Here is a 25877-nt window from a genome sequence, read left to right as displayed (position 1 = left end):
TACCAAATTAATGTTTATCCCAAATTAGCCGAGGATCATATTGATGTGATGCTATCATGGTAATAATCACAACCGCAGCAAAATATATGACTCCAATATCAGGGTAGACTGAAATTAATTCACCATTACGAATTAAAGTTGATATAACAGCAACGACGAAAATATCAATCATTGACCAACGTCCAATAAACTCAACCATTTTATATAATCGGCTCATTTTTATACAATCACGCTGTTTTTTTTGGTGTTTGAATAAAACAAAACAACATAGCCAACTCAGCGCAAGAATCTTTAGAACAGGAATGATGATACTCGCCGTAAAGATAACTAATGCCACTGGATAGTCACCTTCTTGCCACATATAAATTACCCCATCGATAATGGTTGAACTGGACGCAGATCCTAAAAATATCGTGTTCATAATGCCATATAGATTTGCTGGAATATAAAGAATAAGCGAGGTAATCAATAACGCCATTGTCCATTGTATTTTATCATTTTCACGCAATTTACCTTTTTGCTTACAACGTGGGCAATGACGTTGTAAAGCAGGTAAAATAGCATGACAACATAAACATAAGCGGATATTTTGTTTAATGCCAATTTTACCAGGTAACAACTTGCTATTAACAAAATTAAATGTGGCAATTTCATTCCAGATTTTTCTGGATGAAAATTCCAATGTTGATTTCAGTTGAAAAATAATAAATAAGCAAAACGCCCAAAAAGCCTGATCAATACCAATATCACCATAATTCGTTAATTTCACAAAACTTACTAATACGCCTGCCATAAAAATTTCCGGCATTGACCAATGGCTTAGCTTATCATATAAAATCATCAAGTCACGTTTACGAAATTTGGATAATGGTAAATTACTGCATACAATAATTTGAATGCTTAGCGACAAAATAGGTAGTGAGAGAACAAACAAAACAAATAAGAACATTAACGAAATATAATGATCTTCGAGTAAAAGAGTAGAGATCTCAAGTAAATTCAAATTATTAGTATTACCAACTACACGAATATGAATAAAGATAAAACTGCAAGCCAAAATCAACATAATAAGCGCACAAATCGAATAAATTAGCGTATCGCGTTTCATATGCAAACTTGCTCGCGCTAAGCGAGTATGACAGCGTGGGCAAATAGCTTTGTGGTGATTAGTGATATCCGGCAATTCACTGAGTAAATCACAATGAAAACATAAAGCGTACTGGACCTTTGATTCAGTATTTGATGTCATAAAATAACTTAACTTGACTCCACTCAGATTATCTTATTAATTAAGATAACCTGATTTTCTAGATAAATAAAATCACTTTCAAAATTTAATAGTAATAAAATTAATCAAAATACTGAATTATTATTTTATCTAGAATACCTTAATAACCTACTAAAAGCATTATTTAATTATTTTAGTGAGCACCATTTTTAATCCCTTCAAGTTCTTCCCATAAATTGAACGCTTGCTCTAGTGCTAGTTCATGTTCAGCAACCTCACTAAGTATTTTATTAGTTACCTCATGGGATTGCTCAAAAAAACCTGGCGCTGCAATTTGTTGTTGCAATTGACTAATTGTTTGTTCCAATTGCTCGATTTTAGCTGGTAACGCTTCAAGTTCACGAGTTTGTTTATAACTTAGCTTTTTACTATTGGATAAAGGTTTTTCCTGTCCCCCTTTTACATCCGTCTTTACTGCTTCATTTTTTATAGGCGATTGTTTGGCAATGAGTTTTGTGTTTTGCTGTTGATGATATGCATCATAATAGCCACCGGCATAAGCAACAACCTTGCCATTCCCTTCAAAAAACCAGCATTGATTCACCGCATTATCAACAAAATGTCGATCGTGACTCACTAAAAGAACGGTTCCTTTATAGTCACTGATCAATTCTTCCAATAATTCCAACGTTTCAATATCTAGATCGTTAGTAGGTTCATCAAGAATTAATAAGTTACTGGGGTTCAGAAATAATTTTGCTAACAATAAGCGATTTTTTTCGCCACCAGATAATGCACTAACCGGAGTTCTGGCACGTTTAGGATGAAATAAAAAATCTTGCAAATAACCAAGCACATGTCGATTACGCCCGTTTACGGTGACTTCTTGTTTACCATAAGCAAGATTATCCATAACGGTTTTGTCTGGATCAAGATCGGCACGATGTTGATCAAAATAAGCAATTTCTAGTTTTGTCCCACAATGTATTGAACCGGAAGTTGGCGCAATGTCTTTTAGCATTAATTTAATTAATGTGGTTTTACCAACCCCATTGGGTCCAATTAAGGCAATTTTATCACCACGCAATACCTGTGCGGTAAAATTAGTGATTAATTTTTTACTTTCAATCTGATAACTAACATTTTCTAAGTCAAAAATGATTTTCCCAGATCGTAATGCTTCCTCAATTTGCATTTTCGCTGTTCCCATCACTTGTCGACGGTTAGCATATTCCTGACGTAACGCTTTAAGGGCTCTGACACGACCTTCATTGCGGGTACGTCTGGCTTTAATACCTTGCCTAATCCAAACTTCTTCTTGTGCTAACTTTTTATCAAATTCAGCATTTTGCAACTCTTCAACACGCAAAGCTTCTTCTTTGCCAAGGAGATATTGATCATAATCCCCAGGCCACGAGGTAATATTACCACGGTCAAGATCTAAAATTCGTGTCGCCATATGGCGAATAAATGAACGGTCATGGGATATAAAAACGATACTGCCACTAAATCCTTTTAAAAACTCTTCCAACCAAGCAATCGCGTCAATATCTAAGTGGTTTGTTGGTTCATCGAGTAATAAAAGATCGGGTTTATTCACTAATGCTTTCGCTAGTGCAGCTTTACGTAACCACCCGCCCGATAAACTGGATAGTTCAATATCAGGTTGAAGCGCAAGTTCAGATAACACATTGTTAATACGATTGTCCATTTGCCAACCGTTTTTAATATCTAACTGTTCTTGTAAACGCGCTAGTTGTGCTAATTTTTCGTCACTAGCATCATGTTCAATTAAGCGTGATAAATAATGATATTGTTTAAGTAAATCAGCAACATCTTGCAAACCTTCTGCAACAAAATCATAAATTGTTCCACCGATATTGCGTGGTGGATCTTGTTGTAAGCGGGCTATCACGATATCATTTTCAACAATCATTTGTCCGTCATCAAGCGGAATTTCTCGATTGAGGATTTTTAATAATGTTGATTTCCCCATACCATTTCGCCCAACCAAACAAACTCTTTCGCCACGCTCAATGGATAAATTGACATGATCCAGTAGTGGGGCATCACTAAAAGACAAGTATGCATTATGTAATGTAATTAAAGCCATAGATATTAATTATTTGAATAAGGATTAAACTCATGCCGAATTATGCCATGTTATTACTGACTTTACATAATAAAGTTATAAAAAATCGGATTATTTCGTTATAAATTTATACTAAAATCGATATTAAAAGAAATTCAATGGTTAAATATCATTAAAAGACAATATTAAAGACTTAAATAGGTAATAATAACTTAATTGATTAACGTATTTTATATGCTTTAATTATGATGCCAAAAACAAAAACTCTTTATAATTAATGACTTATTTTAATAGCATAAAAAAATCATCTATAGCATAATAAACTACAAAAAAATTTTAAAGACTATGTTAAAAGCAAGGTCCAAAAACATTTACTAACATGAAAATGTGCACGATGTTTTTATCACTACCTAATTTTGCTTTAAAAAGCAGGATAAGGCTTTAAATCAACTGAATAAATTTAATTGCGCTAATCAGATTAGAAAGGTAAATTGCATGACAGGAAACATAACAAAATATCATTGGAAATTTAAACGTGTTGGGGGTATAGATCAAGTTATACTTAATAGTGCTGAAGATATTGCCCACTTAGATGAATTAGATCCGAAACTTTGGGTCGCACTAAGCTGTCCTGCATCTGGTTTTGATTTTGACGATAAAACATTAGCATTACTGGACGAAGATAAGGATGATCGCATCCGTATTCCGGAAGTTATTGATGCAGTAAAATGGCTGAAAGCTCGACTTAAACGACTCGATAGTATTATTGATTGTGCAGAAGAGCTTCCTTTAGCCGCTATTAATACAGAGATTGATGACGGTAAAACACTACTAATCACGGCCCAAGCAATACTTGCAAATATTAATAAGTCTGATAAGACCACGATTTGTTTATCCGATTTAAATGCCTCGACCTTACTTAATAGTAGTAATCTCTATAATGGTGACGGAATTATTCCGATTACCAATAAAATCTCACAAGAATTACAAGACTTTATTAAAGATACGCTAAATGTGATGGGGGGGGTAAAAGACGCCAGCGGTTTAGATGGTGTTAATTGTCAAATTACACAGGGTTTTAAGCATTCGTTACAAGAGTGGATATTATGGCATGATAGTGTTGGTTCTACCACCACGCCACTGGGTGAAGACACTGCCGAAGCATGGCAATTAGTGCAAGATGTTAAAGATAAGGTTAATGATTACTTTTTGCGAATTGAATTAGCTAGTTACGCCCCCCAAGCACAAAATGCTTTAAATGTAGATGAAAAATACATTGTACCAAGTGATAATGGCTTACTTTCTGACGCTACCCTTGCAGAATTACCCTTATCAAAAGTTATTGCTGATCGACCTTTAATTCTTGATAGTGGTTTAAATCCAATATGGCGGGATAAAATAACTCGGCTAGCGCATTTAATAAAACCATTTCTTGCTAATGAAAATCAACTCACCCGTGATGATTGGTTACATGTGCAAAAATTATTATCGCCGTATGCCCTTGCCGTAACTTCTAAACCAGCATTAGCCAACGTAGATATTACAATTCAACCCAAAATGACTATCGATAAACTGGGTGAAGCTCGGATAAAAGAAATTTTAAACAGTGATTTATTTGAGCAATTTGAAAACTTAGCTGAAAAAGACAGCAAAACCCCTGCTGCTGCCGCTGATGTTGCTGATGTAGAAAAGTTAATAATTTATCACCGGCATCTTTATCGTTTATTAATGAATTTTGTTACCTTTGAAGATTTCTTTGATTTAGATACTCGTCGTGCGGCATTTCAGGCCGGACGCTTATTTATTGATGGTCGCTGTTGTTCGCTATGTATTCCGGTTAACGATATCAGTAAACATACTGTTTTAGCCAATTACTCCGAACTGTTCTTACTTTATTGTGAATGTACTCGTAAAAATCCGCCAGTAACCGGTAATCAAGAAAAGAAAACCATTGTGGCCGCCATGACTGCTGGTGACGCAGATTTCTTACTTGAAGGGCGTAATGGCGTGTTCATTGATAATGAAGGACATGACTGGGATGCGAAAGTCGTTAAGATTATTAGTAAACCAATTAGCATAAGCCAAGCCATATGGGACCCTTATAAACGAATAGGTCGTTTTATTACCGATCAAATCAATAAATGGGCCAGTTCGAAAGACTCAGCACTTATGGACTCTGCCAATAAAGCGGTGCAGACACCAGAAACCCAAAAGTTTGATCTTAGTAAAAGTATGGGAATTTTTGCCGCTATAGGTTTAGCGTTAGGTGCTTTAGGTACAGCGCTTGCTAGCATTGCCAGTTCACTTTTCCAATTAAAATGGTGGCAATTTCCTTTAGTCTTTTTAGGTATTTTTTTAGTGATTTCTGGGCCTTCCGTCGTTTTAGCCTGGATAAAATTACGCCAACGAACACTTGGACCACTGTTGGAAGCTTCAGGTTGGGCTATTAATGGACAAGTGAAAATTAATCTTTTCTTAGGTGGGCAATTAACGTCGAAAGCAGAACTACCTCCTAATGCTTCTCGAACCTATATCGATCCGATGCGAAAAAAAGTTTATAAATATTGGATCGTATTTTTCATTGCGTTAGCAATTGGAATTATAGTAAGTGGTGTATGGCTATGGCATAGTGGTCATTTGCAACAAATCATTCCTGATTTTAGCAATGAACAAACGCATCTGAGTCAATCAACCGCTAATTCTTAAGCTGAATAATGAACTAACAAGCTATCCTCATCATACATTGTTGATGAGGATAACTTTTGACAGGATCAATCGTTATTATTTATTAGTGAATTTTGCCACGAAAAACTTCATATTTACTTTTAGGTAACGCATAGGCAATAATATAATCACCCATTTTAGTACCGAAAGATCCATGACCGCCAACGACTAAAACAACATATTGGCGACCATCTTTGCCCAAAAATGTCATTGGTGTCGCTTGTCCACCGGCGGGTAACCTTACAGACCAAAGCTCTCGACCATTAGTAATGTCATAAGCTCGAAGATATTGATCCAACGTACCACTTAAAAACGCAATACCACCAGCAGTGGTCATGGGGCCACCCATAGCAGGTACCCCTACTGGGAATGGTAAAGGTATAATTGGGGTATTATCACGCGATGTACCATTCGGATGCATCCAAGTTATCCGATTATCCGCAAGATTAATACCAGCAACATTGCCCCAAGATGGCGCTTGACACGGAAACCCCATAATAGATAAAAACGGTTTTATAATCACCGCATAAGGCGCACCGCGATTCGGCTGTAAACCTGCGCCCTCAGAAGCTTGTGTTTCATCTTTTTGAACTTCAGACTGTGGAACTAATTGCGATGTAAAAGCCATATAATTAGGGCTAGCGAAAATAATTTTTCTGACTGGATCAACGGCTACGCCCCCCCAATTCATTACGCCAACATTACCCGGATAGATCAAACTCCCTTGCAATGAAGGTGGGGTATATTGTCCTTCATAACGTAAGGATTTAAATCTGATACGACAGCTTAGTTGATCAAAAGGTGTTGCTCCCCACATATCACGTTCTTGTAATGGTGGAGGGGTAAGATTGAGTCGGGAACGGGCTTGAGTTGGTGATGTCCAATCCCCTTTAACCGCACCTTGCGGGACTTTAACCTCATCAATTGGCACTATTGGTTCACCTGTTTTACGATTCAATATATATATGCTTCCCTGTTTTGTTGGTTGAATAACCGCAGGTTCAATACCATTTTGGGTTTTTAAATCAACTAATATTGGTTGTGCTGGTACATCCATATCCCACAAATCATGATGGGTAAATTGATAATTCCATGCTACCTTACCGGTTGCAATATCTAAAGCCACTAGACCAGCAGCATATTTTTCAGTTGCGGCGGTACGATCAGCGCCATATTGATCCGGAGTTTGATTTCCTAAGGGTAAATACACCAAACCTAATGCTTCATCAACACTAGTAATCGACCACACATTCGGTGAATTACGGGTATAGTGTTGACCTTTGGCTATTGGTGAAGTGTGTTCTGGATTTCCACTATCCCAATTCCAAACTAAATGACCGTCATGAATATCAAATGCTCTAACAACACCTGAAGGTTCATTGGTTGATTCATCATCCGTCACATGACCGCCAACAATAACAAGTTGTTTTGTAACTAATGCCGGCGACGTTGAATAGTAACCGCCAGGCGTAAACGGTCCGATTCCCTGTGTCAAATCTACTTGTCCATCTTTACCAAAACTATTACACCTTTCACCATTGTCTGCATTTAAAGCAATTAAACGTGCATCAGCTGTTGGTAAATATATCCGCCGTGGACACGGACTGCTTTTTACTTTTCTCGCAATCGCATTATTCGGTGATTGTTTGAGATAACGATCACTATCGTAATATGATAAACCTCGGCATGTCATATGTGCCCAACCTTTAAATGTACCTGTACCGCCATTTGAGATAGCGGGATCATATTTCCATAGTGTTTTACCAGTTTCAGGTTCGAGTGCCAGAACCCAGCCATGAGCAGTACAGGTATAAAGTTTATCATTCACTTTTAAGGGAGTATTTTCGTTGGTTAGTTCAACTGGATCATCAGCGGTAGGTAAATCACCCGTTTGAATATGCCATACTTCTTTTAACTTGTGAATATTTTCTGGAACAATCTGATGTAAACGAGAATAATGTAATCCGGCATTCGTCCCACCATATGCTATCCATTCCTCGCCGGCTGCTTGTGACGGGTTGACACTAATTAAATCGGTATTTTCAATTTTACCATTAATCTCATTAGGAGACGTAAATAACGAAGCGATACCCACGATTGCTGTAAATATTATACTAACGAGCAGTAACCAAGAAGCAACACATGGTTTAATAATCGTTTGCCTAAGCCAAGGAGATAACAATACTAAACCGATAACAAACCATACCCACAATCGTGGTACTAATTGCCACCAATTTAAACCCACTTCCCAAACGGACCAAATTGTCGACAATCCTAGCATACCGGCATAAAGAATTAAGGCCCAGGCATTATGCTTTACCAACAAAACAGTGCTTGCCATAATAGCGGCGCCACAAAGTAAGTAATAAAATGATCCGCCCAGACTTATCAACCATCCGCCACCAATAATTAAAACCACACTTATTAACAACAAAACTAGCGAGATAAAATACAATAACATTTTGTTTTTAATCATAAAAAACACTTTCATCCTATTCCAATCGTCGTTTAAGCAGTTTACGCTAAAAAGATTGTTTAAAAAATAGAATTTATGAAAAATATCAATAAAAACAAAGAGTAATATTAAAAACATACCAGCAGAATTAGGATGTTGCCCGAATAGGTTTATCATCATCAATCATACAGATTGTTATAATTTATATAAATAACTGGATTTTTAGCGCTAAATCATCATAATTACACCATTAGATTGTAGTATGTAAATTTAGTTAGTTTTAGGAGAGTATTCATGTCCGTAGATAATATGGCAATTCCTGCCTGTGATCTGGTTATATTTGGCGCTAAAGGAGATTTGACAAGACGAAAACTTCTCCCATCTTTATACCAACTTGAAAAAAGTGGCTATCTGCCTAAAGAAACCAAAATACTCGGTGTTGGTCGTGCCGATTGGAATCAACAAGAGTATGCTAAAATTGCCAAAGAAGCATTGCAAATGTTCATGAATGAAGAGATTGATGAACATATTTGGCAACGTTTTGCTAATCGTTTAGATTTTCATAAATTGGATGTTAATGATATTGTTGCATATAAAGGATTAAAAGATAAACTTAATGATAATCGACCTGCTATCTTTTATTTTGCAACCCAGTCCACTATTTTTGGCTCAATTTGTCAAGGCTTGGGCGAAGCGGGACTTAATCAACCACAAAATCGCATTGTATTAGAAAAATCATTAGGTACTGATTTAAAATCATCGCAAAAAATTAATGATGCAGCAGCTAGCTATTTTCAAGAGTCACAAATTTACCGCATAGACCACTATTTAGGTAAAGAAACCGTACTTAATTTATTGGCATTACGTTTTGCAAATCCCATATTGTCCAATTTATGGGATCGAAACTCAATTGACCATGTCGAAATTACGGTGGCCGAACAGGTTGGCATTGAAGGACGTTGGGGGTATTTTGATAAAGCGGGTCAAATGCGCGATATGGTTCAAAATCATTTGTTGCAAATTCTTACTATGGTCGCTATGTCGCCACCATCGGATATTTCTGATAGTAGCCTCCGTCAGGAAAAAATTAAAGTATTAAATGCGTTACGACCTATAGATAAATCTAATGTTGCTGAAAAAACCGTGCGCGGTCAGTATACTGCTGGATTTATTAATAATATCAATGTTCCAGGTTATTTAGAGGAAGATGGCGCGAATAAAACCAGCCATACCGAAACTTTCGTAGCAATTCGCGTTGACATTGATAACTGGCGCTGGGCTGGTGTTCCATTTTACTTGAGAACCGGTAAACGTTTAGCAACAAAATGTTCCGAAATAGTCATCTATTTTAAAAATCAACCGATTAACCTATTCAAAGATTATTATTCAAGTTTGCCACAAAACAAGCTGACTATTCGCCTACAACCTGACGAAGGAGTTGATATCGAGATTTTAAATAAGGTTCCCGGTTTAGAAAACCACAATCGTTTACAAACCACAAAATTGGATCTCAGCTTTAATGAAACATTCAGCCAACACATTGCCGATGCTTATGAACGTTTGTTATTGGAAGTGATGCATGGTAGACAAGCACTCTTTGTTCATCGTGACGAAGTAGAAGCTGCATGGAAATGGACTGATTCGGTTCTCAATGCTTGGGCTGAGGATAAAGAACTACCAAAACCTTATCAGGCTGGTACGTGGGGGCCAGTGGCATCAGTTGATTTAATCACCAAAGACGGTCATTCATGGAATGGCTATGAATAGAAGGATGTAGCGCAATGTTTAATTTAAATCAATATAATTCATCATCATTACTTATTGATGATATGGTCAAAAATATTATTAGGGATTTGCAACATGCCATTGAACAACGTGGTCGAGCGTCAATTGCGGTTTCAGGAGGTAGTAGCCCTATTCCATTGTTCAAAAAATTAAGCGAACAACCATTAGCATGGAACAAAGTCTATATCACGTTAGTCGATGATCGATGGGTTAATACTACACACCAAGACAGCAACGAAAATTTAGTCATGAAACATTTACTAATTAACAATGCTAAAATGGCTAACTTTATTGGTTTTAAAAATAATGCTCCAACGCCATTTGCCGGCGAAGAGTATACCCAAGAAAAACTGCGTGAAATTCCTCTTCCGTTTGATGTCGTTGTTTTAGGTATGGGGGAAGATGGTCATACCGCTTCTTTATTCCCTCATGCTGAAAATCTACATCATGGTTTAGATATGAATTCGGGTAAATTAGTGGTTGGCATGGTGCCATTAACCGCACCGCATGAACGAATGACATTAACGTTACCGGCTATTCTTAACAGCCATCATATCTATTTATTATTGAATGGTAAATCAAAGAAACAAGTACTGGAAAAAGCATTGCAAGGTAGTGACGTTGATGAAATGCCAATTCGTGCGGTTCTTCAACAGGACAAAGTCAATGTTGTTGGTTTTTGGACTGAATAATTAATAAACAATTTTATAGTTTATTAAATATTTGTAAAATAGCGGATGCCAAGTTATTAACTCTGGCATCCACTTAGTTTAGCTTTACTACTTTTATGATGTATGAACATATTTTTTATTAAGTGTTGTATGATAATAGTTACTCACCAGGCGATAACATTGTGCAATAATAAAAATTAATGCTTGAATTAAAACAATACATGCACTACTACTTGCGCTATAGTGAAAACTAATCAACGTTCCAAAAGTGCACGAACTGATTGAAACGACAACTGCTATCACTAACATTCGTTCAAATCTTCTGGATAAGAGAAACGCTATAATGCCTGGTGCTATTAACATGGCGATAACCAAAATCACGCCAACAGCTTGCAATGAGGCCACAATGGTTAATGCTAAAAAGGCAAGTAAACCATAATGCAGTAATCTTACCGATAAACCAATTACTTTCGCCTGAACCGGATCAAAGCAATATAACATTAAATCTTTACGTTTGAATAACACAATTAACGAAACAATCGTCGCAATAATGACAATTTGATATAACTCTGCTTTGGTTGTGCCTAATAAACTACCAAATAAAATATGATTAAGATGTTGTTCGGTATCGACTTTGGAAAATAATACTAGCCCAAAGGCAAACATCCCAGAATAAACAATCCCCATTACCGTATCTTCTTTAACACGGCAATTTTCCTTAATATAGCCAGTCGCTAACGAACAACAAAAGCCCGAAATAAAAGCACCTATTACGATCGGAATACCACCTAAATACGCCAAAACAATTCCCGGTAATACCGCATGGGAAATCGCATCCCCCATTAATGACCAACCTTTAAGCACCAGAAAACAAGATAAAATAGCGCATACAAATCCAGTCGTAATCGATACAATAATAGCCCGCTGCATAAATGGATAACTGAGCGGTTCAATAAGAATATTTAGCCAATCCATTATGCATGCTCCTTATTTCTCGATTTACGGCGAATTCGCAGTCGATTAGGAATTAATCCATGTTGCGGCGCAAACAGAAATGCCAAGATAAAAATCATGGTTTGTAACGAAATAATTACCCCTCCGGTAGCTCCATCAAGATAATAGCTGATCCAAGCGCCAATGCCACTTGTCACAAAACCAATTGATACCGCGATGATTAATAAAATAGGAAAACGATTAGTTAATAGATAAGCCGTTGCACCAGGGGTTATCACCATTGCAATGACTAGTATTGCACCAACAGTTTGTAATGCAGCAACAGTACAAGCACTAAGTATCGTAAAAAATATAATCTTTAAGACTAAAGTATTAATGCCAATCGAACGCGCATAAACTTCATCAAAAAAAGCCAGTAATAAGTCTTTCCAAATAAAGACCAGTACAAATAAGGAGGCTGCAATAATAATTTCAACTTGAAACATATCTTCGTCAAGAATGGTGAGAATATCGCCCATTATAATATTATTCACATTGACTGAAGTTGGGTTGAGTGAAATGATTAATAAACCAATAGCAAAAAAAGTTGAAAAGATAAAACCAATAATGGCATCTTCTTTTAAACGGCTTACATAACGAATGATAATAATTGATATTGCAGCTAAAAAACCAGTAAAAAAGGCACCAATCGAATAAGGTAAGCCTAGTGCATAAGCTCCGGCGACCCCAGGTACCACTGAGTGTGATAATGCATCGCCCATAAGTGACCAACCTTTTAACATTAAATAGGCAGATAAAAATGCACAGGCTGCGCCAACAATACTGCTCGCCCAAATTGCCTTAATCATATATTCATATTGAAAAGGTTCTAAAAGGATATCCCACATATTATTTTGTCCGTAACTCGTCAATTAATAAATTATCATGAGGAGGTTGATTTTCACCTTCACCATAAAAAACAGCCGCTCTTTCATCATCAGTTAAAACAGATACTATTCGCGAATCTTCATCATCATGCAATTGACTGCCAGACAAACTCAAATAACGCAATGCACCACCAAAGGTTTGCATAAGATTTTGTGGCGTAAATGTCGTTTTGGTTGGGCCGTAAGTGAGTACCGTACGATTAAATAACACAACTTGATCACAAAATTCAGGTACACTGCCTAAATTGTGAGTTGATACTAAAATTAAATGCCCTTTTTCACGTAGTGTTTTCAATAAATCGATAATGGCATTTTCGGTTTGAACATCAACACCAGTAAACGGCTCATCGAGTAACAATACCCTACCTTGTTGCGCCATAGCACGGGCAATGAATACTCGTTTTTTTTGACCACCAGAAAGTTCACCGATCTGCCGATTTTTTAAAGCGGAGAGATTTACCAATTCTAATGCAATATCTACCTGCCGTTTATCTTCCTTCGAGGGTATTCGAAGAAAAGACATTTTGCCATAACGTCCCATCATCACGACATCAGAAACTAACACAGGAAAATCCCAATCGACTTCTTCAGTTTGTGGAACATAAGCTATAATATTTTGCTTTAATGTTGCTGTGACAGGAGTATCATTTAAAGCAACATGACCTTTACTTGGTTTTACCATTCCCATGATGCTTTTAAATAGTGTCGATTTTCCACTTCCATTTACACCGACTAAAGCACAAATAGTTCCGCCACGAAGTGTAAAATTAACATCATGAATCGCAGTATGACCGTTGTTATAGGTTACTGTAAGATTTTTAACATCTAATGTGACAGGATGGACATGATCATTCATTATTCAAAACCTTTTGCTATCGTTTCAACAGTGACATTTAATAAATCAATATAGGTCGGTACGGGACCATCTTGCTGTGAGAGTGAGTCAACATATAATACGCCACCATACTTAATGCCGGTTTCACGACTAACTTGAATTGCTGGCTTATTTGAAATCGTACTTTCACTAAAAATAACCGGAATCTTATTAGCTCTGACCAAATCAATTATCGCTTTAACTTGCTTTGGTGTTCCTTGCTGCTCAGCGTTAATTGGCCATAGATAGGCTTCTTTAAAACCATAATCACGCGTTAGATAACTAAATGCACCTTCACTGGTTACTAACCAACGATTTTCTTGTGGAATACGGGATAATTTTTCACGTAGTGGCCGATCCATATCCTGAATTTTTTTGATATAGCTAGCCGCATTTTGGTTATAAATTTCAGCATTTTTAGGATCATATTTCACTAATGCTTTACGGATATTTTCGACATAAATTAACCCTTCCGTTGGGGACATCCATGCGTGAGGATTCGGGTTACCTTTATAACTACCTTCACGAATAGGCATTGGATCAACACCTTCACTCACTATTACCGACGGTACATCCTTAATATCCTCAAAAAAACGTTCAAACCAACGTTCTAAATTCAAACCATTCCAAAGTACCAGATCTGCAGATTGCGCTCTGACTAAATCCTTTGGTGTGGGTTCGTACTCATGGATTTCTGCACCAGGAACGGTAATTGATTCGACAATTGCCGCATTACCAGCAATATTTTGCGCAATATCCTGAATAATTGTAAAAGTTGTAACCACTTTGAATTTTTTTTCGGCAGCATGACTAAATTGACTAATACAGAAAAGCAGTGATAAACCGACTAAGGAAAAAAATTTTTTATTTATCCTTGCAACAAACCAATTCATATTCAACTCCAATTATTTACTTTAAAAGATAATGAGAATTATTATCATTTATAGTGTAAAAGTCAATTCCTAATTGAAAATAATATTATTTATTAAATAAATTAAATTGATAGCTATCTATGTAATAGATTTTAATTATATTGTAAAACATTAAAAAATAATAATTAATCAATTAATTAATTAATTAATTGATTGATTTTTAATTTTTTAACCCAAATGACATTTTTAAATTAATTTTGACAATTAGTAATTAATATAGATAATTTTAATCAAAATTTGATTACATAATAATTAACTGAGAGGATCAAATGGCTCTACCTCAAAAAATGATAAAAAGAGGTTATAATTTTTTCAATAGTAGTCTATGTCACATTTCATTAACATTTATTTCGATGATTTATCTCGCCTATATATCTCCAATTGCATATGGTTATAATTTTGAATTAATGAATTTTTTTATGCTGGTATTGTTATTCCTTTTTGCAAGATATCATTTTATTACCGTAATAATCATGTTTGTATATTCAATAATAGCTGCGATTTATCTTCCTTTTGGGATTACATATGGTCAACTTAATGGTGGATTACTATATGCACTGAGAGAAACAAATATAACAGAAGCCTTTGATAATATACTTATCTATCCAGGCTATTATTATTTATTAAGTTTGCTGGTAATATTATCTAGTAGTTATTATGTATATTCTTATTGGAAATATGGAAAAAAATCTAAACATATTTTAAAACAATTGATATTTTTAATATTATTTCCATTCATCTTTATTTTGCTTCCTAGTGGAGATCATGTAACCGATGCTGTAAAACAATCAATTTATTTTTTTGAAAATATTGAGAAATTTGAACAGTCTTTTAATAGTCAACCTACCTGGGATATCATATCAGTTGATAAGAAAAATAATAATATTGTGGTAGTAATTGGTGAGAGTGTTAATAGAGAATACTTATCACTATATGGCTATCATCATCAAACCACACCATTTCTTAATAAAGCTAATGGTATATTCATTGATGGCTATATAGCAACTGCACCTTTTACAACATATTCTTTATCAAGAACATTAGCACAAACTTTGGATAAAGAAGAGATTAATTTTGCTAATAATATCGTTACGTTAGCTAAGCAAGCAGGTTATAAAACATATTGGATTTCAAATCAAGGTGTCATTGGTATACATGATAGCTTAATTAGTCAAATTGCTATGTATGCTGATAATATTAAATTTCTTAATGAAAAAACATCCATAAATAGATATCGGGATGATTTCGATTTACTAGATGAATTAGATAAAATTTTGGTTGAAGACCCTTCACCTAAAATAATATTTGTTCATATGTATGGTTCACATAACAATCCATGTAAACGATTATTTAATTATCCGAATAGCTATAACTTACAATATGGTATTAAATTTAACTGCTATTTAGCTACATTGAATAAACTTGATGCATTTATTGAGAATATTAATAATCAATTAATTCAAGCAAATAAAGACTATTCATTAATCTATTTCTCAGATCACGGGCAAAAAATGTCATTTGATGAAAACAATCAAGTTATGATTCAACATTCTGGTAAATATAAACAAGGATACAAAGTCCCGCTTTTTATCATTAAATCGAATATAAAAGATCATATTTATACAAAGAAAAACTTATCAGCATTTCACTTTTTAGATCTTTTTGCTAATGAAATTGGGGTTAAATCAGATCAATTATCTACCGAATTTAAATTTGAAGCATTTCCACTAGAATCAAATATAATGGTTAAAACCTATGATGAATTAGCATATTATGATGAGCTACTTGATGATAAAATCATTGATCAATAAATTTTAAGGTATTTTTGATAATTAATACGCTCGCATCAGCTGCCAAATAAAAACTATGTTTTGGCAGCTGTATTTTTGTAGGTAGTGATAAAATTTAGCATTTTATGAATTTTGAAACTATTCTTGGATATATTGACAGTTTCGATTAAGCATTGAAACTTTAATACTCTTAATGCTTTTTTATCCAATAATGATATGGTGCTGTTTCGGTTTGTGCGTCTATAAGTTGGTGTTCCATATGACGACAAAATCCGGGGATATCACGTATTGTTGCTGGGTCATCAGCAATAATGTGTAAAATTTGCCCATTACTCATTTCCCGTATAGTTTTACGCACCAACATAATTGGTTCGGGGCAACGTAATCCTAAGGTATCAAGTTCTCTATCTGCGTACATACTATTTAATTGAGTTGAAATAAAGGTTATTTAAATAATGAGGAACCGCATCATCAGCATTAGATCCAATAATTTCTATTTGTGGCAAACATTGTTTTAATTCGTCACTAGCATTTTGCATAATACATCCTTTACCAGCCATCGATAACATTTCTAAATCGTTCATACCGTCACCGAAAGCAATACTATCTTGTAACGTGTAGCCTAATTTTTTTACCACTGCTGCTAGAGCATTACCTTTTGACACATTAGCACCCATTACTTCTAAACAATTTGCTGTTGAAAAAGCTATTGAAATTTCATTACCATAATGGGCTTTTAAACGGTTTTTTAATTCAATTAAACGAATATTATGAGAATCGTCATTAGTCGTAAAATAGATCTTTGCGATATCATCAGTGGCAAAATCAATTGGTTCAAATAAACGGTATTTAAAATGGCTTTCACTAAAATATTCGAGTGACTCAGGATCTTCTTTGTTAATCAACCACTCATCGCCACGATAAATGTGAGTATAGACTAATGAATCATCCATAGCAACTTGAGCAATTTCATAAGCAATGGAGGGTTGTAAGTTTAAACTGACAATAACATTTCCCTTACTATCATGTACTCTGGCACCATTTGAGGTAATCATGTAGGCATCAATATCCATATTATCACGCATCTGAGCCACATCAATATGATGCCTGCCAGTAGCAAAAACAAAATGTATGTCTTTTTTTCTTAACTTTTGTAACGTTTCTTTTGTATAAGCAGATAGAGCATGATCGGTGTTTAATAAGGTACCATCTAAATCCGATGCAACAATATGGAACATAATAAACTCGTTATAATTGAAATTTGTAGACCTTATTATATACTAACCAAGACTACCATTAAAGTGGATTGAATAGTTTATACACGATGGCCAAATCAACGCTAAATTACTAGTTATAATATAAGTAAAATTAATTAATATACTAACTGTGGGGTTATAAAGATAATCAACTCTCTTTTTTGCCACTGTTTGCCACGATATTTGAAAAGTTCCCCTATCACAGGAACATGACTAATACCAGGTACCGCTTGTTGATTTTGGTTATGACTCTGTTGAAAAATACCTCCAAGGATCAATGTCTCATTATTATTGACTAATACTTGAGTATGAATTTCTTGGGTATTAATTGCTAAGGCTTCGCCACCATCACTACGTTTGATTGAACGCCCTATAGTATTTTGTGTAATAGATAAAGTTAACTCCAGTTGATGCTCAGTTAAAACCCGCGGTGTTACTTCTAGCCCTAATACGGCTTGCTTAAATTCAATAGTTGTGGTTCCATTATTTTCTCCGGAGACTTCGTAAGGAATTTCTGTTCCTTGTTTAATATAGGCCGTATGTTGATGAGAAGTTAATAAATTTGGGCTGGCAATAATTTCTAATTGATTTTCAGCTTCCAAAGCCGATAATTCTAAATTTAATAAATTGCTAGAACGTTTAGCTAAGTTAAACCCTATAGTAGCAGGCGCATTACTAACCCCCATATTAATATCTAACTGTTGAATAAATTGCGAAGAATTTTTGGTATATCCCCATTTTATCCCTAACTCATCGGCACTTTCCGTACTCATTGTGATAATGTGAGCCGCTATATGAATTTGTGGAATAGGCCGATCCAATTGTTTAATTAAGGTGGCTATTTTGGGCAAATTTGGTTCAATATCATAAATGATCAAATTATGAGTGCGATCATCTATAAAAATTTTGCCTCTTTCTGATAATAAATTTTGTTCACTAACCATAGTGCTAATTGTTTTCGGTTCGGCATGATTGACTGCAACTGATAAATAGCTTAGCGGCAATTTTAACTCTTCATCTTTTTGTTGTTGCAGTTTTTGTTCTGCGATAATTTTAGGATCGGGCAGAGGATTAACCAGTAATAAGTTATCATCAATCTGATATTGTAATTTTGCAGATTGGGTCACCACATCCAGTGCTTTAATCCATTTAACATTATTAAGTTTAATGGTTTGGATAGGATCAATGCTATCATTAAACACTAAATTAAGCTGCTGCTGTTCGGCCAAAGATTGAAGAATAATACTGGTATGTGCTTGATAAAAATTAATCGAGATACGATCTGGCTGATGGCTTTCAGCTGGGTATCCTTGACGGGTAATTAATAGTAAAATTAATAAAATACCACTTTTAATCAATTGATTTAGATATCGATAATAATTCATGCTAAACCCCTTGTAATTTCATTGTCAAAATTAAGTTTTTCTGACAATAATCAGGTAAATTCGCTTGCCAATGGATCTCAGTTCGTGTAATGGTTATAATTTTCCACGGCAAAAGCTGCATAGGAACGGTTAAATCAGAAAGCGTTAACCATATTTTGTTATTAACCTTATGAATAATTGCAATTATGTGCTGACTGCCCATTTGCTGCTCAACATAACCTTGAAATTGCCATTGATTTATTTGATTTCGCAATTGTGTTTCTATATCTGCGCATGGGATTAATTGTGGCATTTGAAAAGGATCTTTTAATTTCATATCTTTATTTTGAGCTGCATGCGTTATTAATGAATAAAGCAATAATAAAATCCCCACATATTTATTCATAAGAAACCTGATGATATTTAGAAAGAAAAGACAAAGAAACAAGCAGGTTATCGTTTTGTCTCTCGATACCAATTGTCTCAAGTTGAAGAAAAATTGAGCGCTGACTTAAACTTTCAAGGAAAATCAGTAAATCATGAAAATAACCGCTTACTTTAACATGATAATGAATAACATCCGTGTCATTCTTATTAGTGAACTCCATTAGTTTTAAATGACTTTGCGCCAGCAGTTGCATAAAGATATGATTTTGTTGTTTTAGCATGAAGGTTAGTTTTTGTAATTGGCTAACTAATTGTTCATTCTCATGATTTAATATAGAAAATGTTGGAAATTGAGTTATTTCCTGCTCTAAATGTGTAATATCTTGTTCTAATGTTTGATATTGCAAATTTTGTTGCTCTTGCTGATCATAAATAGGCCGTATTCCAATGAGATAAATAGCATAGGAGATTATTAGTACTATTATTAAAATAGTGCTATAACGGAACTTATTCGGTTGATAAAGCCAATAATCAAGTTTTTCATTCATAATCTAATCCCCTACTATTTTGTGCGTGATCTAATTGAATCTTGATATTAAATAACAATTGTTCATAGTGTTTCTTTATGGTTGTAATTTCACTCTTCATAATCAAATTATGCTGTTCTAATTGCAGTGAAAACAATAAAATATCATCATATAAATAACTGACACCGTTGATATTCAAGTGATCATCGTAATATTCAAGTGAATTTAACCATAGGTTATTGGGAATCGTTTCCGATAAACTCATTAATGATTCTATAAGGTGTGCATAATTGTTAGTAATCGATTGTCGTTGAGTCAAAGTCGCTTTTAATTGATTATTTTGTTTATTGATATCAATTAATTGTGTTAACTGTGATTTGGATTTTAAATAAAGATCTTGTAATTGAGTATTACGATGAATTTGTTGATTTAGTGCTTGTAAGGCCAAATAGTATAAGATTATTGACACTGATGTTATAACTATTAATAGACTAAAACATACATAAAAAAATTGCTTTCTTCGCGCTTTTCTTTGCCAATTGCGCCAGGGTAATAAATTAATACCGTCAATTTGTTTCATTGTTGCCAGCGCATTAACGTCAAACTTTAGAACATCTGATTCATTTATGAACTGATTAGGAATACCTACAAAGATAACTTGCCATGGGAATAGTTTTATTAATCTATCAATTTGCCTACTTGGATAAGCATAAACAATAATTTGTAGATTCCCTTCCGCCGTTTGCCTTTTATCTTCAATTATAAAATCATAAGCTAAACTTTCCTGGTTAATAAATATTCTAGATAAACTTTGTTTGACATAATTGTCTATTTCAAAAGGTAATAACGGAATGTTAGGTAATGCCAAACTGGCTTTTTTTGTACCATGATCTATTAAAATACACCGACAAATCGGCTTTATTTTTACCTGAGGCAAGTTTTTTTTTATATATAGTGTAAAATCTGCTATTGATTGTTCATCTTTATTAAACGTTTGAGAGGTTAAAATGATTATTTTTTGCCCTTTCAATTGACCAATACAGCAGTTTAGTAAAAATTCTTCAACAAAAATTGTAATGTAATACACGTTTTATCAACCTTTAATCAGTTTGCGAAATCGTGATTATCTACAAAAGATTGATCTAAAACCGCCCAAATATAGTATTTCTGCGAAAGCTTACGCAAAATATGTTTAAATTTACATCGGAAGAATAACTATCTCCAAAAAAATGAAAAAAAGTGTTGACTGAGAAGTCAGGATCCTTATAATGCTTTTCCACACGGTCAGGGTGATTAGCTCAGTTGGGAGAGCACCTCCCTTACAAGGAGGGGGTCACTGGTTCGAACCCGGTATCACCCACCAATTCTTAACCGTGTAATTTGAAATTAGATCTTTTTTTAATTTCATTTTGGGGTGATTAGCTCAGTTGGGAGAGCACCTCCCTTACAAGGAGGGGGTCACTGGTTCGAACCCGGTATCACCCACCATCTGCAAGATGGGTCGTTAGCTCAGGCGGTAGAGCAGCGGACTTTTAATCCGTTTGTCGAAGGTTCGAATCCTTCACGACCCACCACTTTTCTTACTAAAAATTATTTAGCATTTATAATATTTACTTTTAATATATTGTTTACCAATTAGCTAATTCGAATTAACTTCGCCATCTTCAAAATTTATTAACTTTTTAATAAATAATTAGTTATCTTATTTATTAAAGTTAAAGGAATTTTGGCTTGGGTTATCCGATTTATAACCGATCTAGAATTTCCGCTTGTTTTCATCACGATAAATGATGAGTGCTTTTAATATCTCCAAAAAAGTTCAACTCATTGTTAGCAAAATAATGTATCTTTTCTAAAACAGTATGATTACTTTTAATTCCAACATATAGCCATTTATGTTGAAAAAGATTGCTTATGTTGCACAACTCATATCGTTTCAAATAAACCCAATTTGCTAAGATCAATTATTAAATGTCAAACCGGTTAACTTTATTGACCGAGAATACGCAATGTTAATAGCTAACAATTTTAACTATTAATCATCAACTTACTTATATTTATATGCCTTTATCCATAATTTTTGCAATTTATATTTGCAAAAATACCAACTAGGTAAGCAAATTTGTCTCACTTATACTGCTTTTAAGAAGTAAATAGGTGAATAAATTTATGAGAACAAGAACAATAGAATTATTTAAAAAATTTATTTCAGTCGACTACCCATTAACCATTGAAATGTTATCAGAAGAATTTCAAATTAGTGCCCGAACCATTCGTAACGAAATTAATGAAATGAATGTTTTTTTACAAAATAGACAGTTACCTTTCATTTCAACGATACGTCGTAAAGGTTTTATACTAGATGCAACAACCGATCAGAAACAGTCCATTCATAGTGCATTATTGAGAGTAGCTATTTCACCCTTTTTAAGTAAAGACGAACGTCAATTTGATTTATTATTGTCAATCGCTTTTTCAGCTTGCCCAACTATTTTAACTCATAAAGAAAGTATCTATTTTGTATCTAAAAGTGTATTAGATGAAGATATCCGCAAACTTAAAGCCCGTTTAAGAAAGTATGATATTGAATTAACCAGTTTACCTAAGCAAGGCATGCAATTTGTCGGATTAGAACGTTCAATCCGCTTAATGATGTACGAAGCAATTAATCAATTTTATGGCAATCTTGAACTTGATAAACCTTTGCATGAATTAAGTTCAATACAACAACTTTTATTTAACTTTATTCCACATAAACTTATTCAAAATTTATTAAAACTTGCTCATCAAACGATTAGCCAGATTCATGATGAAATTTATGTACAACAAATTGTTATTTTCACCGCGATTTGGTTGATTCGTAATATACATCAACATCATTTGACAATGATCAGAAGCGATTTTAATCATACTGAATCCGACCAAATCACCAAATTTATTGATTTAGTTTGTCGACGGATGTCTTTGCAAGCTAATCGGCAAGAGCAGCAATATATCATTTACATGCTAGAGGCCTTTAATACTAAGGATATTAATAATTATGTCGAGTGGTTAAATGCACAGTTATTAGCCATCAAGTTAGTTAACTATGTCGAAGAAAAAACACAAATCCCTTTCTCAACTAAACAAGAACAACTTTACGAAAATCTTTGCAAACATCTAGCCGGATTGATTGCACGAGTGAGCAATAATATTCATATTATTAATCCACTACTTGATAGCATCAAACAAAATTATGGTGAAATTTACTTAGCGATAAAAAACTTTGTACAAGGGCTAGAAACAACATTAAGTCATAAAGTTTCAGATGATGAGATCGCTTTTTTAACCATTCATTTTTCAACGTTTGCCAGTGCGATAAATCAAGATCGTAGTTACTATTTTAAAGCAGTGGTGCTATGTGATCATGGTATTGCTACCTCCAATTTGTTAGCTGAAACACTCAAAGAATTTTTTAATATTGATATCCTGGCAATTTTGGGACGTAATGATTTAGACTTATTGGAACAGCTTGATTTTGACCTCATCTTTTCAACATTTCCATTACAGCATACTGCGCATCCTGTTTTAGTATTAGAACCCATTTTAAAAGAAAAAAATCATCCTATTATCACCGATTTTTTAGCTAAACATCGAGCTAATCAACGCATTGTCAATCATTTAGCTGATGCAACTGATCTTTTCTATTCACTCGTCGATTTAATTCAAGATAGTGGCGGTATTGTATCTGCCCCCATTTATAACCGACTCGAACAGTGTCTAGCGCTTAACAATCTTAAAATTAATAAAAGGAAAATTCAGCCTATGTTGAAAGATATTCTGACAGATGAAGACATTATCTTACAGCAACATTGTCGTGATTGGCGCCAAGCTATCACCCTTGCTGCTGAGCCATTATTAACAAAACACTTTATTTTACCTTCCTATATCGAAGCTATGATTAACTCGGTCGAGCAGTATGGTCCGTATATTGTGATAGGTAAGCATTTAGCATTAGCGCATGCTCGCCCTGAAGATGGTGTTAAGCAATTAGGGGTCAGTGTGGTCACTATGCGTGAACCGGTTGATTTTTGTAATCCAGATATGGGACCGGTAAAGATTATCTTTTGTTTGGCAGCCATCGATTCATTTTCACACCTTAATATTATGCGTAGTTTGATTGAACTCATCAATGATGAACAGAAACTAGACCAACTCATAATGTGTCATTCGATACAACAATTTAAAGCAATATTATTTAATGAACTAAATAAAGTTTGAACTTTTAACACGTAGGAGAAGAGTAAATGCAAAATTTAACCATTTTATTTGTTTGTGGTGCAGGACTAGGAAGTAGTTTTGCTGCACAAATGGCAACCGAAGATGTACTAAAAGCTAAAGGCGTAAATGCTAAATTAGATCATACTGATATTTCTTCTGCTGCCGCTATGAATGCCGATATTATCATAACCGCAGAAAACTTCCGTCCGCAATTTGCTAAGTTCAATATTAGTGAAAAAACCACCATTGTGTTTCTCAAAAATATTGTTTCCAAAGTCGAAATTGAGGAAAAGCTAAGTCCCGTTTTACAACAAAAAGGACTGATCTAGAGGGTAAATAGGAGGATACTATGAACGTAATTAATTTCATTATTGATAACATTTTAACTCAGGCCTCTATCACCATTAGTTTAATAGCGATGCTTGGGCTTATTCTGCAAAAAAAATCAATTGGACAAATACTATCAGGGACCCTGAAAACCTTATTAGGTTTTCAGGTACTTAATGCTGGCTCAAGTATTATTGTTGGCAGTTTAACCTATTTTGGTCAGATTTTCACTGCTGGATTTGCCATGCAGGGAATCATTCCTTCTATTGAAGCAATTAATGGACAAGCCATGAATCAGCTTGGATTAGGACGTGATATTGCCCTTACTTTTTTAATGATTTTCATCTTTAATATTCTTATTGCGCGCTTTACCCGTTGGAAATATATCTTCTTAACCGGTCAGGCTATATTATGGATGGCAACCATGACTACAGTATTTGGTAGTGTGGCGGGTCTGACTGGTGTCACCTTAATTCTGGTAGGTGGTTTAATTGGTGCTATTTTTGCGGTGTTAATGCCTGCCATTGCACAACCTATTATTCGTAAAGTCACTGGTTCGAATGATATCGCTCTTGGTCATTTTTGTACTATCGGGTATCTATTTGAAGCCGGTGTTGCTTACGCAGTGGGTGAAAAAGGTGAAAATAAACGTTCAATTGAAGATATGAAATTACCGAAGTCATTCGAATTTCTACAAGATACTTACCTATCAGTTATGGTCGTGATGGTGCCTCTATATATTATTACCGCACTATTTGCTGGTGAAAACTATGCCTCAACCTTATCTGGTGGACAAAACTATGTGATCTATGCTTTTACACAATCAATTATCTTTGTGGTAGGTATCTATGTATTATTAGCAGGTGTACGCTTATTATTAGGTGAAATAGTCCCGGCCTTTAGAGGTATTGCAATGAAAATTGTACCTAACGCAATACCAGCGCTTGATTGTCCGGTGTTCTTCCCATATAGCCCGAATGCCGTTATTTTAGGATTTATCACTACTTCAATTGGTACTGTTATTGCGATGTTAACCTTACCCATCTTTGGTTTAGCGATGATTTTACCGGGTATGTTAACTAACTTCTTTGCTGGTGGTACCGCCGGTATCTTTGGCAACGCAGTAGGCGGACGACGGGGAGCTTTAATTGGTGGCATAGCCCATGGCTTCTTTATTACCTTATTACCGGCATTGTTAGTCACTATCTTCACTCAAATGGGCTTTGTCAATGCGACAGCAACCGATGTTGATACAGTGACGGTCGCATTACTCTATGCATGGATTTTAGGTCCAATCCTGAAACACTTTTAATTAAGGAGCCGTA

At 34.7% G+C, this 25877-nt stretch carries 20 protein-coding genes and 3 tRNA genes; 10 read left to right on the top strand and 13 right to left on the bottom strand.

The genetic code is table 11. The features are described 5' to 3' along the window. Positions 1-7 precede the first annotated feature (7 nt). Positions 8-1249, bottom strand: coding sequence for a PqiA/YebS family transporter subunit (locus FcAc13_RS02905; RefSeq protein ID WP_187754691.1), 1242 nt, complete (start codon positions 1247-1249; stop codon positions 8-10). A gap of 172 nt (positions 1250-1421) precedes the next feature. Further along, positions 1422-3341 (bottom strand): ABC transporter ATP-binding protein, encoded by a 1920-nt coding sequence (locus FcAc13_RS02900; RefSeq protein ID WP_187754690.1) that lies wholly within the window; start codon positions 3339-3341, stop codon positions 1422-1424. Positions 3342-3815: 474 nt separating this feature from the next. Here FcAc13_RS02900 and FcAc13_RS02895 point away from each other — a divergent pair, with 474 nt between their 5' ends. Continuing rightward, positions 3816-6026 (top strand): hypothetical protein, encoded by a 2211-nt coding sequence (locus FcAc13_RS02895; RefSeq protein WP_187754689.1) that lies wholly within the window; start codon positions 3816-3818, stop codon positions 6024-6026. Positions 6027-6108: 82 nt separating this feature from the next. On the opposite strand, the gene FcAc13_RS02890 is transcribed toward FcAc13_RS02895, so the two are convergent. Beyond that, positions 6109-8520: a glucose/quinate/shikimate family membrane-bound PQQ-dependent dehydrogenase gene (locus FcAc13_RS02890; RefSeq protein WP_223064507.1), complete on the bottom strand. Its 2412-nt coding sequence runs from the start codon at positions 8518-8520 to the stop codon at positions 6109-6111. A gap of 273 nt (positions 8521-8793) precedes the next feature. Between FcAc13_RS02890 and zwf the strand changes: the two genes are divergently transcribed. Beyond that, on the top strand, positions 8794-10266 hold the full coding sequence (gene zwf / locus FcAc13_RS02885; protein ID WP_187754687.1) for a glucose-6-phosphate dehydrogenase: 1473 nt from the start codon (positions 8794-8796) through the stop codon (positions 10264-10266). A 14-nt stretch (positions 10267-10280) separates the two neighbouring features. Further along, the gene (gene pgl, locus FcAc13_RS02880; protein ID WP_187754686.1) at positions 10281-10976 is read left to right on the top strand and encodes a 6-phosphogluconolactonase; all 696 of its coding nucleotides are present in this window, start codon (positions 10281-10283) and stop codon (positions 10974-10976) included. Positions 10977-11069: 93 nt separating this feature from the next. Here the strand turns inward: pgl and FcAc13_RS02875 are convergent, their stop codons facing one another. From FcAc13_RS02875 to FcAc13_RS02860, 4 genes are read right to left on the bottom strand one after another with little or no spacing between them, the layout of a single operon-like run. Beyond that, entirely contained in the window at positions 11070-11930 is an 861-nt protein-coding gene (locus FcAc13_RS02875; RefSeq protein WP_187754685.1) for a metal ABC transporter permease, read from the bottom strand. Continuing rightward, the gene (locus FcAc13_RS02870; protein WP_187754684.1) at positions 11930-12796 is read right to left on the bottom strand and encodes a metal ABC transporter permease; all 867 of its coding nucleotides are present in this window, start codon (positions 12794-12796) and stop codon (positions 11930-11932) included. Before FcAc13_RS02870 ends, FcAc13_RS02875 begins: the two co-directional genes overlap by 1 nt. 1 nt (position 12797) lies before the next feature. Next, positions 12798-13691 (bottom strand): ATP-binding cassette domain-containing protein, encoded by an 894-nt coding sequence (locus FcAc13_RS02865; RefSeq protein ID WP_187754683.1) that lies wholly within the window; start codon positions 13689-13691, stop codon positions 12798-12800. Further along, positions 13691-14602 carry a metal ABC transporter substrate-binding protein gene (locus FcAc13_RS02860; protein ID WP_187754682.1) on the bottom strand — a complete coding sequence of 304 codons (912 nt, stop codon included), beginning with the start codon at positions 14600-14602 and terminating at the stop codon, positions 13691-13693. The genes FcAc13_RS02865 and FcAc13_RS02860 overlap by 1 nt, the downstream gene beginning before the upstream one ends. Before the next feature lie 446 nt (positions 14603-15048). On the opposite strand from FcAc13_RS02860, the gene FcAc13_RS02855 reads away from it, so the two are divergent. Next, the gene (locus tag FcAc13_RS02855; RefSeq protein ID WP_187754681.1) at positions 15049-16452 is read left to right on the top strand and encodes a phosphoethanolamine transferase; all 1404 of its coding nucleotides are present in this window, start codon (positions 15049-15051) and stop codon (positions 16450-16452) included. A 169-nt stretch (positions 16453-16621) separates the two neighbouring features. On the opposite strand, the gene tusA is transcribed toward FcAc13_RS02855, so the two are convergent. The 6 genes from tusA to FcAc13_RS12360 form a co-directional block, all read right to left on the bottom strand. After that, positions 16622-16849: a sulfurtransferase TusA gene (gene tusA, locus FcAc13_RS02850; protein ID WP_187754680.1), complete on the bottom strand. Its 228-nt coding sequence runs from the start codon at positions 16847-16849 to the stop codon at positions 16622-16624. 1 nt (position 16850) lies between these two features. Beyond that, entirely contained in the window at positions 16851-17669 is an 819-nt protein-coding gene (gene yigL, locus FcAc13_RS02845) for a sugar/pyridoxal phosphate phosphatase YigL (protein ID WP_187754679.1), read from the bottom strand. A gap of 134 nt (positions 17670-17803) precedes the next feature. Next, positions 17804-19072: a secretin N-terminal domain-containing protein gene (locus FcAc13_RS02840; protein ID WP_187754678.1), complete on the bottom strand. Its 1269-nt coding sequence runs from the start codon at positions 19070-19072 to the stop codon at positions 17804-17806. Between the two features lies 1 nt (position 19073). Next, complete coding sequence (locus FcAc13_RS02835) at positions 19074-19457, bottom strand: hypothetical protein (protein WP_187754677.1); 384 nt, start codon at positions 19455-19457, stop codon at positions 19074-19076. Further along, a complete protein-coding gene (locus FcAc13_RS02830) occupies positions 19450-19986 on the bottom strand; it encodes a hypothetical protein (RefSeq protein ID WP_187754676.1) in 537 nt (178 codons plus the stop codon). The genes FcAc13_RS02835 and FcAc13_RS02830 overlap by 8 nt, the downstream gene beginning before the upstream one ends. After that, complete coding sequence (locus FcAc13_RS12360) at positions 19979-21052, bottom strand: PilN domain-containing protein (protein ID WP_187754675.1); 1074 nt, start codon at positions 21050-21052, stop codon at positions 19979-19981. Before FcAc13_RS12360 ends, FcAc13_RS02830 begins: the two co-directional genes overlap by 8 nt. 200 nt (positions 21053-21252) lie before the next feature. On the opposite strand from FcAc13_RS12360, the gene FcAc13_RS02820 reads away from it, so the two are divergent. From FcAc13_RS02820 to FcAc13_RS02795, 6 genes are all read left to right on the top strand, one after another. Beyond that, positions 21253-21328, top strand: a tRNA-Val gene (locus tag FcAc13_RS02820). A gap of 49 nt (positions 21329-21377) precedes the next feature. Next, positions 21378-21453 (top strand) — tRNA-Val (locus FcAc13_RS02815). 10 nt (positions 21454-21463) lie between these two features. Beyond that, positions 21464-21539 (top strand) — tRNA-Lys (locus FcAc13_RS02810). Between the two features lie 595 nt (positions 21540-22134). After that, the gene (locus tag FcAc13_RS02805; protein WP_187754674.1) at positions 22135-24225 is read left to right on the top strand and encodes a BglG family transcription antiterminator; all 2091 of its coding nucleotides are present in this window, start codon (positions 22135-22137) and stop codon (positions 24223-24225) included. A gap of 26 nt (positions 24226-24251) precedes the next feature. Further along, the gene (locus FcAc13_RS02800; RefSeq protein WP_187754673.1) at positions 24252-24554 is read left to right on the top strand and encodes a PTS sugar transporter subunit IIB; all 303 of its coding nucleotides are present in this window, start codon (positions 24252-24254) and stop codon (positions 24552-24554) included. A gap of 20 nt (positions 24555-24574) precedes the next feature. Next, complete coding sequence (locus FcAc13_RS02795; protein WP_187754672.1) at positions 24575-25864, top strand: PTS sugar transporter subunit IIC; 1290 nt, start codon at positions 24575-24577, stop codon at positions 25862-25864. The last annotated feature ends 13 nt before the right edge of the window (positions 25865-25877 follow it).

Origin of the sequence: Frischella japonica (assembly GCF_014489845.1) — a bacterium.
Classification (GTDB): domain Bacteria; phylum Pseudomonadota; class Gammaproteobacteria; order Enterobacterales; family Orbaceae; genus Frischella; species Frischella japonica.
Note: the sequence above shows the minus strand (reverse complement) of the source record. Positions and strands in the feature narration are given on the sequence as shown.

Bases quoted from the DNA above. Each gene is read 5' to 3' on its own strand.
- FcAc13_RS02905 (WP_187754691.1), bottom strand. From the start codon at position 1,249: ATGACATCAAATACTGAATCAAAGGTCCAGTACGCTTTATGTTTTCAT.
- FcAc13_RS02900 (WP_187754690.1), bottom strand. From the start codon at position 3,341: ATGGCTTTAATTACATTACATAATGCATACTTGTCTTTTAGTGATGCC.
- FcAc13_RS02895 (WP_187754689.1), top strand. From the start codon at position 3,816: ATGACAGGAAACATAACAAAATATCATTGGAAATTTAAACGTGTTGGG.
- FcAc13_RS02890 (WP_223064507.1), bottom strand. From the start codon at position 8,520: ATGATTAAAAACAAAATGTTATTGTATTTTATCTCGCTAGTTTTGTTG.
- zwf (WP_187754687.1), top strand. From the start codon at position 8,794: ATGTCCGTAGATAATATGGCAATTCCTGCCTGTGATCTGGTTATATTT.
- pgl (WP_187754686.1), top strand. From the start codon at position 10,281: ATGTTTAATTTAAATCAATATAATTCATCATCATTACTTATTGATGAT.
- FcAc13_RS02875 (WP_187754685.1), bottom strand. From the start codon at position 11,930: ATGGATTGGCTAAATATTCTTATTGAACCGCTCAGTTATCCATTTATG.
- FcAc13_RS02870 (WP_187754684.1), bottom strand. From the start codon at position 12,796: ATGTGGGATATCCTTTTAGAACCTTTTCAATATGAATATATGATTAAG.
- FcAc13_RS02865 (WP_187754683.1), bottom strand. From the start codon at position 13,691: ATGAATGATCATGTCCATCCTGTCACATTAGATGTTAAAAATCTTACA.
- FcAc13_RS02860 (WP_187754682.1), bottom strand. From the start codon at position 14,602: ATGAATTGGTTTGTTGCAAGGATAAATAAAAAATTTTTTTCCTTAGTC.
- FcAc13_RS02855 (WP_187754681.1), top strand. From the start codon at position 15,049: ATGAATTTTTTTATGCTGGTATTGTTATTCCTTTTTGCAAGATATCAT.
- tusA (WP_187754680.1), bottom strand. From the start codon at position 16,849: ATGTACGCAGATAGAGAACTTGATACCTTAGGATTACGTTGCCCCGAA.
- yigL (WP_187754679.1), bottom strand. From the start codon at position 17,669: ATGTTCCATATTGTTGCATCGGATTTAGATGGTACCTTATTAAACACC.
- FcAc13_RS02840 (WP_187754678.1), bottom strand. From the start codon at position 19,072: ATGAATTATTATCGATATCTAAATCAATTGATTAAAAGTGGTATTTTA.
- FcAc13_RS02835 (WP_187754677.1), bottom strand. From the start codon at position 19,457: ATGAATAAATATGTGGGGATTTTATTATTGCTTTATTCATTAATAACG.
- FcAc13_RS02830 (WP_187754676.1), bottom strand. From the start codon at position 19,986: ATGAATGAAAAACTTGATTATTGGCTTTATCAACCGAATAAGTTCCGT.
- FcAc13_RS02805 (WP_187754674.1), top strand. From the start codon at position 22,135: ATGAGAACAAGAACAATAGAATTATTTAAAAAATTTATTTCAGTCGAC.
- FcAc13_RS02800 (WP_187754673.1), top strand. From the start codon at position 24,252: ATGCAAAATTTAACCATTTTATTTGTTTGTGGTGCAGGACTAGGAAGT.
- FcAc13_RS02795 (WP_187754672.1), top strand. From the start codon at position 24,575: ATGAACGTAATTAATTTCATTATTGATAACATTTTAACTCAGGCCTCT.